The sequence below is a fragment of the Bacteroidetes Order II. bacterium genome (assembly GCA_016788705.1).
Classification (GTDB): domain Bacteria; phylum Bacteroidota; class Rhodothermia; order Rhodothermales; family UBA2364; genus UBA2364.
The window spans coordinates 1-9,207 of record JAEUSQ010000006.1 but is presented as its reverse complement, the minus strand read 5'-3'; the positions used below and the strand labels follow the sequence as shown (position 1 = coordinate 9,207).

Genomic DNA, 9,207 nt, shown 5'->3' with positions numbered 1-9,207 from the left:
GGCAGCACCCAGACACGTTAAGTAGGCTAAATAGATTCCCGTTTTCGCGACCATGACGTACTCGGCACTTAGAAGCCCGCCATGCCCAACTTGTTTGGGCATCCAAGACACGCCCAAACATGGTTCGTGGTTAATCGAGTTCTCGGCGTTACCTCGTCAATGCTTGGATCGTCGTCTTGAAACGATAGACATGCCTGAAAAAGAAGCACTTGCTTGGCAAGACCAACATAATGATGAAGCCATCAAAATCAGCTGGTCATTTACAACAGAATCGGCCAGAAGCAAGCTCAAAAACAGGTACGCCAGCGCCCAAAAAATACAATGACACAAATTAAAACGTTAAAGCAGGAAGATTATTAACCTGATGGGCGAGCAGGCAAAAAAATACTATTTCCGAATCTGAGGGGGCGGGGAATGTCAGATTGTATATAAGTAGTGGCAAAGTTTGATTCAATACAGCTTTTTTGTACCTTCTCTAACCTTTCAAAAACTTCGTTCAAATATTATCATAAGGAGGATAACGAAATGATTTTTGCCTTCACTCTTGTAGAACTTTTGGTTTGTATTGTAATGATTGGAATTTTGGCCGCAGGAGCTATTGCCGTCTTTAGCGGTAGCCTTTGAGGCTTTTCTGGTTAGACGCAAAACATCAATTTATCATTAGCATTAAACCACATCTAAATCATGCCTAATCTACGAGGGTGGGTGTTCTTTTTATGTTTTGTATCCCCCTTACTTCTTAAATCTCAATCCAATCTACCACCCAGTTTGTCTAAAGGCTTGGTTATGCACTTCTCCTTTTCGGCTCAAAACCGTCAAGGAACGCAGATTCGTGCGGATAACAACCCCAACTTGAAGGGTGCGTTTGAAGGCTCTGCCGATATTTCCTCGAAAACGATGTTTGGGGATGCCTTAATGATTGGTGGTTCTAAAAAACCGGGCAGGCTAAAAATTCCCTATGCCTCTCATTTAGCCCTTAAACCACCCTTTACCCTCAGTTTTTGGGCAAAACTCAATCATTTCAGTCCTCAAGACAACTTCACCCCTAACAAAGGCGGCATTCATGCGGTGTATGCCCACGCCGAGCATGGGCGCGGCTTCTGGACCAGATTAGACGGACTTGGGCGCGACTTTCGGTTTATTGCCTCGAACGATACTAAGGTAAACAAAGAACCCACCTCCAGTTTCGAACTGTTTATGCCTTTTCTAAAGCCCAACGTACCTTTCCACTATGTGGTTCGAGTGGAGCCAGCAGAAGGCAACAAAAGCCGTTATCAGGTCTTTATAAATGGCCTACCCCGCGAGCAATTTCCAAACATCTTCACCTCGGAAGGCCCCAATAATTTTGAGGATTACCAACTCCCCATCTCCATCGGAGCCTTTGGAGAAAAAATGGACTGGGCAATAGATGGGGCAATAGACGAAGTGCGTTTATATAACCGCCCCATTAGCAATACCGAGGTCTTACTTTTGGCCAATCGGCACGAAAGCCAAGGAACCCCTCCGTTTGCCGAAGTCTGGAAGCCCGAAGCCGTGTTTTGGGGTGTTATACTGGGTCTTGTAGGAATGGGAGGACTGAGTACGTGGTGGCATTTTTGGACCAAGCGCACCGTTAAACACGCCCAAGAAAAAGAAATCCGAGAGATCAATACCCAACACGATCTCATACGAAAAGAAGAACAAATAAAGACAGATCAGGCACTCTTGAGCGTTAAATCAGCCTTTCAGCAAGAAATCTTGGACTTCAAATCGGCGCTTCAAGAAGCCCATAAGTCTTTGGATAGTAAAAATGCAGAGGTCTTTCGCTTAAATGAGGAAGTCTTTAGGCTAAATTCTTTGATAGCGACCCTCCGGGGAACTCCTCTCAGTTCGGAAGAATGGGAAGCGTGGGCCGCCGATAAACTGAAGTTGGTTCCCTTTGCCGAAGCTCCGCCTACCTTGCAGCCAAGCACAACCAATGACCCCATTGGTCTGCTATTCTTTTTGATCAGCGAAAAATTGCACCAAATACAATCCGGCAAATCTGAGGAGCCCATCACCAGAGAACGGAAATTCTGGACGATGGCTACGGAACTTTCCATTGATCAATGGAGGACGGTTCTAACAAACGCCGAAAAATCGGACGATATGCGAGTAACGGGCATAAGCGGGCTTGGTATCTTGGTTACCCACATCATCAGAGGCTGTTTTTTCCGGTACTTGGTTTACTGTGATTCCCTACCCAATAATGAACTTATTGCAAAACTGTTTGGGATGAGTGCTGCGTCTGCTCGTAAAGAAATTGCTGGGATTTGCGATTTATTTAAGGTAAAAGACCTACAAGAACTTTTTAACGCCTGTAACCAACAATACGTAAAGAAATTGGTTGAAAAACAGAAAAAATAGAGACTATCCTTCGATTTTACCCGTCTTAAGCCCACATTTGCCCTCCAAATCCCACATTTGCCCTCTAAATTGTGAACAAAATGGAGGGTATTTTCTTGGAGAGACACATGGCCTTTCATACTTTATGGTTGCCTACCATAACAAAACTGGAAGCCATGAAAAAAGTTGCTACCCTCTATTTTTCGTTTCTATTCATGCTCTTTATGGGCGGTTTAGAGCCGCTTCATAGCCAAGCCGCGTATAAAATTGGTGTCACCCTGCACCGACAAACGGCCCAAAAAGCAACAGACTTGGCTCCTTATTTAGACCGAATTGCTGCCGAAATGGCATCCGGAAAGCCCCATCGGACGTGGCAAGGTGGAAGCCTACGTGCATTGGTACAATTGGAGGTTTCTTGGACTCATACAGAACCATCGCCCCAGAAATATGACTTCCGGTTCTACCAAGATTTTGCGAGGCTCTGTGAGCAAAAAGGACTGTATTGGAGCGTATTGCTTAGTCCACATTATTTGCCCGAATACATCCAGACCAAATATGCGTCTGATTTTATAACGTATGCCGATGACAGCCGGGTGCCTGAATACGATTCTTTTTTACGCCTCAGTCCCAGTTCTGCCGTTTGGGGAAACGAAATTGCCGAATGGATCCGAGCGTTCATCCGTGCCATGCAAAACGATGGTGGCATTAATCATTTTGCCACTGGAACCATTGGCGACTTGTTACTGGGAAACGAACTTATGTATCCAGTAACCGGAAAACTAAGCACCTTCGATAATGCTACCCAAGCTGCTTGGCGAAAGTTCAAAAATGACCCTTTTGCCGTTCTACCTCGAACTATCCCACCCACAACCGAAGTTTTTACCTTTCGGGCAAACGAGTTGAGCAATGCCATCGCAACAATGGTGACAACAGCAGATGAGACCTTACAGGCCCTTAAGGTGACGAATGTGGCCATTTCCAGTAAAACGTTTAGCTACTACTTCCCGCCCCGTTCCACCTATTCCGGTTGGTGGGGCGATCAAGGCGCAGGTTATACCGCAACTTCCGTCCGCAAATTGGATGAGGTGTTTAGGGGTGTCTTTGCGACCGATAGTTACCCTGCCAAGGATGCAGTACCCGACATGCCCGCCTACTTTCGAACGAGTGCCAAGCTTGCCCGAACCTTGGTAAAACGCTCGCTTTACATCTCGGAATTGATGATCTCGGAGTCCTGCCATTGCGGGAAGCCCAGTCAAGCGGAGGTTTATGACATGATGATGCAGGGTATCCGCGACTACGGGGTGACAATGTATAGCTTTTATGCCCTGAACGATGAACGCGACTATTACCGAATAGACGAAGCGGCAATGGCCGGACTTAAACAGGTTTTTGATGAGGTTAGCGCCGCCTCAGTAGCCATAGATTTAGAAAGACCTTCCACCCAACCCCGTTTGTTCGAGGTCTTTCCCAATCCGGCACAATCTCAAGTGCATATTCGCTTAGAATCGGCAACACCTCACACCACACTCACGCTCTTTGATCTCCTCGGGCGCAAAATATTGGAAAAAACGACCTCCGAAACGTCATTTACCATAGAGCCAAATCAGTACCGCCTATCGGCAGGTGTGTATTGGATACAGGTGAACCAAGGAACCAAACGTCAAACCCACCAAGTGACCCTCCTACGCTGAGTTTTTTGAAATAACGAACAAACACGACGCGACGAAGAATCTCTGTGGTGTGGCTTTTTCTACCCTAAAGACCGGATTTAATGAAGAAAACCTTTCTCTCCCTCCTGCTGCCGCTTGTTTTTGCGGCGTGCGATAGTGGCAACCCCTCGCCGGAGGCGACCACCCCCACCAGCCACGCGATGAAGGCCGAGTGGGCAGGCGTGTGGCAGTATAAGGATGGGGCTTTCCAGTACGACCTCCACTTGACTCTGCCGAATGGCTACCGATTTTTCACCACCCATGTGGCTACTGACAAACGATGGTACGAAGATTGGGGCACCGTCGCGTTTGATGCGCCCGATGCCGCCACACCCGACCGCTACCCGATGGCCTTCACCCGCATTGATGCCATTGGGTTGGATGGAGTGCAGGTGAACCCTTTTAAAACGGGCGAAAAATGGCAATGGAATGTCACGTTTATGAAGGACTCGTTGCTGATTGCCACCAATTGCCAACCTTATACCTACTGCCGCACACCTGTTTACGTTCGTTCAAAAAAATCTTCATCCCCTAACCAAGCGCCACCTCATGCGCCCTAAACACCTAAATTCATGAAAAAACTATTTTTTAGTCTCGTTCTTCTTTTTCCGGCGCTTGCCAATGCCAAAGCTTGGCGCGTGGACAATACGGGCAACCCAGCGGCACAGTTTACGACACTGGGTGCGGCGATTGCGGCCAGCACCGTAGCAGCCGGGGATACCCTCTACATCTATGGCAGCGCGGCTTCCTATGGTTCAGTGGCGGTGAACAAACGCTTGGTGATGCTATTTATTTTATGAATTTTCACAAATAAAATTACTCATTAAATCATAAAATTGTATGAAATACCTCACATTACTACTCGTTTTATTGTTTGGAAGCGCTTTTGCTTCAGCGCAATCAAAATTTTCGTCAGGCTACTATTCGCCAACGGGAAGTACCAATACGTGTGGATATCTAGGCTGGCTTGGATATAGCAGTAACTATGGTGGTTATCATCTAGCGCAAGACATGTGCTTGCCCTTGGGGGCTAGTGTCTATGCCATCACCGATGGTATTGTTGTTCAATCTCGAACCAATGTTGGGGGGTATGGTTGTGACGGCAACTGTAGTGGCGGTGCTGTTCTTGTCAAGCACACCGCAGGCAACGGTAAAGTTTTTCATGCACTTTATGGACATTTAGACCAGCCCATTGCAACAGGTACAACGATCGCTGGAGGGCAAGTTATCGGTAAAGCAAACAACTGGAACCCGCCGCACGTTCACTTTGGGATTATCCCATCCGAAACATTACCCGGCAATCCATGGGATGGTTATACGACAAACAAGTCCGTTTTACAAGGATTTGTAAATCCTATGCTGTTTTTAAGCGAGAATCCTGCTGGTATAACTAGCACACGTTTATCAACTCCAACCATTAGCTCTCCTGCCAACAATGCCATATTTGAGCCAACTGATGCAGTCACTTTGAAATGGGGAGCCGTTTCTAATGCAACGATTTACCGAATCCAAGCCGTCAAATGTCAAGGAACGACTATGCCCGTCTTTAATGCAGAAACCGGGTTCGACACAACAAGCTTTTATTATAACGAAACGACAACCAGTACCTCGCTAACACTGAACAACATTGGGACAAATGACCTTTGCTACATCGTTCGTGCAGGATCAACAACCATCCAGAATTCATTATATTCGTCTCCTCGTAAATTTAGGTTGCGCTTAGAAGCTCCGCTACAGAATTCACCCGTAAATAATGCGGAAATTTTTTCTAATTCGGTGTCTTTTGATATTTGGAAATCCGCCAAAACGAGCAACGTCAGAATCCAAATTGCGCCTCAAGGTAGTTCCTTCAGTCAAGAAAATGGATTTGCCACTCAATCCTTGGTTGTTGATCAAGCGTTTACGAGCAGCTCTTATACTTGGAATAATGTAGTTCCTGGTACATATGAAGTTGCGTTTCGGGCAGGATCCGATCTGTACTACCAAAGCCAGTTTAGTGCTAAGCGTACCATTATTGTACGGGGTCCTCGATTGGCGACACCAATCATTGTATCGCCGTTGCCGAATGCTACAGTCAATTTGAATGTTCCCGTAACCATTACAGCCGATGTCAAAGCAACAACTCACCGCATTCAGGTTTCGGAAAACCCAAGTTTTAATGAGGAAAGTGGCCTGTCGAATTTGGTTTTTGAATCGGCCTTTACAGGTAACACCTTTACATGGACTCCCGTTGGCCTTGCTTTACCAAAAACTGTTTTTATCACCGTGCGCTCTGGAAGTGAAGCTATTTACCATTCAAAATTCGCTTTGCCAATCCAGATTACGGTCGTGGATGAGCCTAAAGTCGTTTTGACCACGGGGTGTAATGGTGAAGTCAGCTTTGCGGGATCTAGTCAATTTGGAACGCTTCCCAATACACGAACCTGCCAGATCAACAACATTGGTACTAAAAATGCCAATTTGAAAATAGATAAATTGCCTCAATACTTCAATGTCCCTGATGATTTTAGTGTTACTTATGGTACAAACGCGAAGCCCACCTTCTCGCTCAAAAACACCAACACGGCAGGAACCTTAACTGAAACCATCACTTACACTATTAACGGCAATGAAGGTACATTGACTCTTCAGTTGATTGCCATTGTTACACCGATATTATATGAATTATGGGGTTTTGCAAAGGAGAATGGATCGGCGCTTTTAAACTACAAAGCACAGCTTTTCAACGTACGAACAGGCGCTATGCTGAAAGATCAGGACGTGGTTAACGCACAAGGCAATTGGGGTTGGATTGATATACCGCATTTGGATGATGAGGTGGAGGTTCGGTTTTCAAAAAACGGTTATACCTTCACTCCAAATAATATCAAGTACTTAGTGAGATCCAATACCACGAACATTCAGGTTGTAGCGACTACCACCGCCACCCTCTCGGTTATGCCCGCCAAACAAACGGTGGTTGCGGGCGGTGGAAGTTCTACCTTTTCGGTGAGCATCACCAATAGCACTGGCACGCCAACTTGTGCTTCCAATGCCACATGGCTGACGGTCACGACCTGCTCGGCGACACAAGTAATTACACAAGCAGCCGCAAATACAGGCTCCTTACGTTCGGGAACGCTTACGGTCACCTTGGTTGGGGCAACAGGAAGCCCCGCGACGGTAACGGTTGAGCAAGCGGCTGCCACTGCCACGCCCACCCTCTCGGTTACACCCGCCAAACAAACGGTGGTTGCGGGTGGCGGAACTTCTACCTTTGCCGTGAGCATCACCAATAGTACTGGCACGCCTACTTGTGCTTCCAATGCTACATGGCTTACGGTCACGACCTGCTCGGCGACACAAGTAATTACACAAGCAGCCGCAAATACAGGAGCCTTGCGTTCGGGAACGGTTACGGTCACCTTGGCAGGAGCAACGGGAAGCCCCGCGACGGTAACGGTTGAGCAAGCGGCTGCCACTGCCACCCCCACCCTCTCGGTTATGCCCGCCAAACAAACGGTGGTTGCGGGTGGCGGAACTTCTACCTTTGCCGTGAGCATCACCAATAGCACTGGCACGCCTACTTGTGCTTCCAATGCTACATGGCTGACCGTCACCACCTGCTCGGCGACACAAGTAATTACACAAGCAGCCGAAAATACAGGCTCCTTGCGTTCAGGAACCGTTACCGTCACCTTGGCAGGAGCGGCGGGAAGCCCCGCGACGGTAACGGTTGAGCAAGCGGCAGGGGCCACGTCCAATGATCCGGCCTTGGTTATTGGCAATGCAAGCGGACGTATAGGACAACCTGTAAATCTACCTGTTTCCGTATCAAAATTTGTAGGAGTGGGTGCTATTACCCTAAAGGTTGTGTTCGATCCTTCTGTTTTAACGTTCAATTCCGTTACCAATGCACCAACAGGCATTACCTTCACAGCCAATGCGGTTAATGGGGTACTGACCCTCATCTGGTTCGACGCGACAGGTGGAAGCAACCTGATCAATATTGCAAGCGGGAAGCTATGCGACTTGGTGTTTACCTATAACGGTGGCACGGGGAGCGTCTCGGTGAATGCCGCACCAAGTGAAATCGCAGACAAAGATGGCAATAAGATGACGGTTGGTTATACGGCAGGCCAAGTTACCCTCGCGAAGGCATCGGTGGCCGGAAAAACGGTCTATGCCAGCACGTCCGCCACACCCCTTGTAGGCATGTCGGTTTCGCTTACCCCAAGTGGAGCTTCTGTCTTGAACGCGGTTTCGGGCGCGGATGGCAGTTTCCGGTTTGATAACCTACCGGATGGTGGTGCCGTTTTAAAATCAACAAAAACAGGTGGTTGGAACGAGGCGGCTAATGGAACAGATGCGTTTCAGGCGGCGCGATTGGCGGCAGGGCTTGGAAGTTTTAGCCCGCTACAACAATTGGCGGCAGATGTGAACAGCTCGGGATCGGTTAATGGGACGGATGCGTTTTTGATTGCCCGCCGTGCCGCTGGAACCATCGCCTCTTTCACCCGGGGCGACTGGGTGTGTGAGGAGAAAAATCTGACGATTACAGGCAATGACCAAACCTCGGATGTGAAGTGTTTGGCGGTTGGGGACGTAAATATGTCGTATGCGCCTACCGGATCGGCAAGCATCGCCCTAAACAAGACCGAAGTAGCCCGTTCGTTGACGCTTTCATCCATCAACATAGGCAAAGGTGCAACGAGTGCCGTGGTTCCGGTTACCGTAAAAGAGTTTACGGGGATTGGGGCAATAACGCTCAAAGTGGCCTTTAATACTTCTTTGATGTCTTTTAGTAAGGTATCTAATACACATAACGGACTTAGTTTTACCGCCAATGCCTCGAATGGCGTAGTAACCCTGATTTGGTTCGATGCCACAGGGGGGAGCAATCCGATCAACATCGCCGATGGCAAATTGCTGGATATTGAGTTTACGTTAAGCGGCCTCTCGAATGCAGGCCAAACGACAAGCCTAACGGTCAATAAATCAGCCTCCGAAGTTGCCGACACCAATGGCGATCCGCTAAGTGTGGCCTATACAGACGGGTTGGCCATCTTGACGAATGTGCAAGGAGAGGAGCTTCCTTCCGCGTTTGAAATTTCAGACATCTATCCAAACCCATTTAATCCCAGCACCACCATTC

At 47.9% G+C, this 9,207-nt stretch carries 7 protein-coding genes; all 7 read left to right on the top strand.

Features of this window, described 5'->3' with window-relative positions; genetic code table 11:
• Positions 1–52 precede the first annotated feature (52 nt).
• Complete coding sequence (locus JNN12_00440; protein MBL7976776.1) at positions 53–325, top strand: hypothetical protein; 273 nt, start codon at positions 53–55, stop codon at positions 323–325.
• 200 nt (positions 326–525) lie between these two features.
• A complete protein-coding gene (locus tag JNN12_00435; protein ID MBL7976775.1) occupies positions 526–624 on the top strand; it encodes a prepilin-type N-terminal cleavage/methylation domain-containing protein in 99 nt (32 codons plus the stop codon).
• Between the two features lie 60 nt (positions 625–684).
• Positions 685–2,385: a hypothetical protein gene (locus JNN12_00430; protein MBL7976774.1), complete on the top strand. Its 1,701-nt coding sequence runs from the start codon at positions 685–687 to the stop codon at positions 2,383–2,385.
• A 155-nt stretch (positions 2,386–2,540) separates the two neighbouring features.
• Complete coding sequence (locus JNN12_00425) at positions 2,541–4,055, top strand: T9SS type A sorting domain-containing protein (GenBank protein ID MBL7976773.1); 1,515 nt, start codon at positions 2,541–2,543, stop codon at positions 4,053–4,055.
• Positions 4,056–4,135: 80 nt separating this feature from the next.
• Positions 4,136–4,633 (top strand): hypothetical protein, encoded by a 498-nt coding sequence (locus tag JNN12_00420; GenBank protein MBL7976772.1) that lies wholly within the window; start codon positions 4,136–4,138, stop codon positions 4,631–4,633.
• Positions 4,634–4,645: 12 nt separating this feature from the next.
• Positions 4,646–4,873, top strand: a complete 228-nt coding sequence (locus JNN12_00415) for a hypothetical protein (GenBank protein ID MBL7976771.1) — start codon at positions 4,646–4,648, stop codon at positions 4,871–4,873.
• A 40-nt stretch (positions 4,874–4,913) separates the two neighbouring features.
• Positions 4,914–9,207 (top strand): peptidoglycan DD-metalloendopeptidase family protein (locus JNN12_00410; protein MBL7976770.1); only part of this gene is annotated, 4,294 nt, incomplete at its 3' end.

Excerpts from the sequence above, each read along its gene's own strand:
- JNN12_00430 (MBL7976774.1), top strand. The coding sequence starts at position 685 with ATGCCTAATCTACGAGGGTGGGTGTTCTTTTTATGTTTTGTATCCCCC.
- JNN12_00415 (MBL7976771.1), top strand. The coding sequence starts at position 4,646 with ATGAAAAAACTATTTTTTAGTCTCGTTCTTCTTTTTCCGGCGCTTGCC.
- JNN12_00435 (MBL7976775.1), top strand. The coding sequence starts at position 526 with ATGATTTTTGCCTTCACTCTTGTAGAACTTTTGGTTTGTATTGTAATG.
- JNN12_00440 (MBL7976776.1), top strand. The coding sequence starts at position 53 with ATGACGTACTCGGCACTTAGAAGCCCGCCATGCCCAACTTGTTTGGGC.
- JNN12_00420 (MBL7976772.1), top strand. The coding sequence starts at position 4,136 with ATGAAGAAAACCTTTCTCTCCCTCCTGCTGCCGCTTGTTTTTGCGGCG.
- JNN12_00425 (MBL7976773.1), top strand. The coding sequence starts at position 2,541 with ATGAAAAAAGTTGCTACCCTCTATTTTTCGTTTCTATTCATGCTCTTT.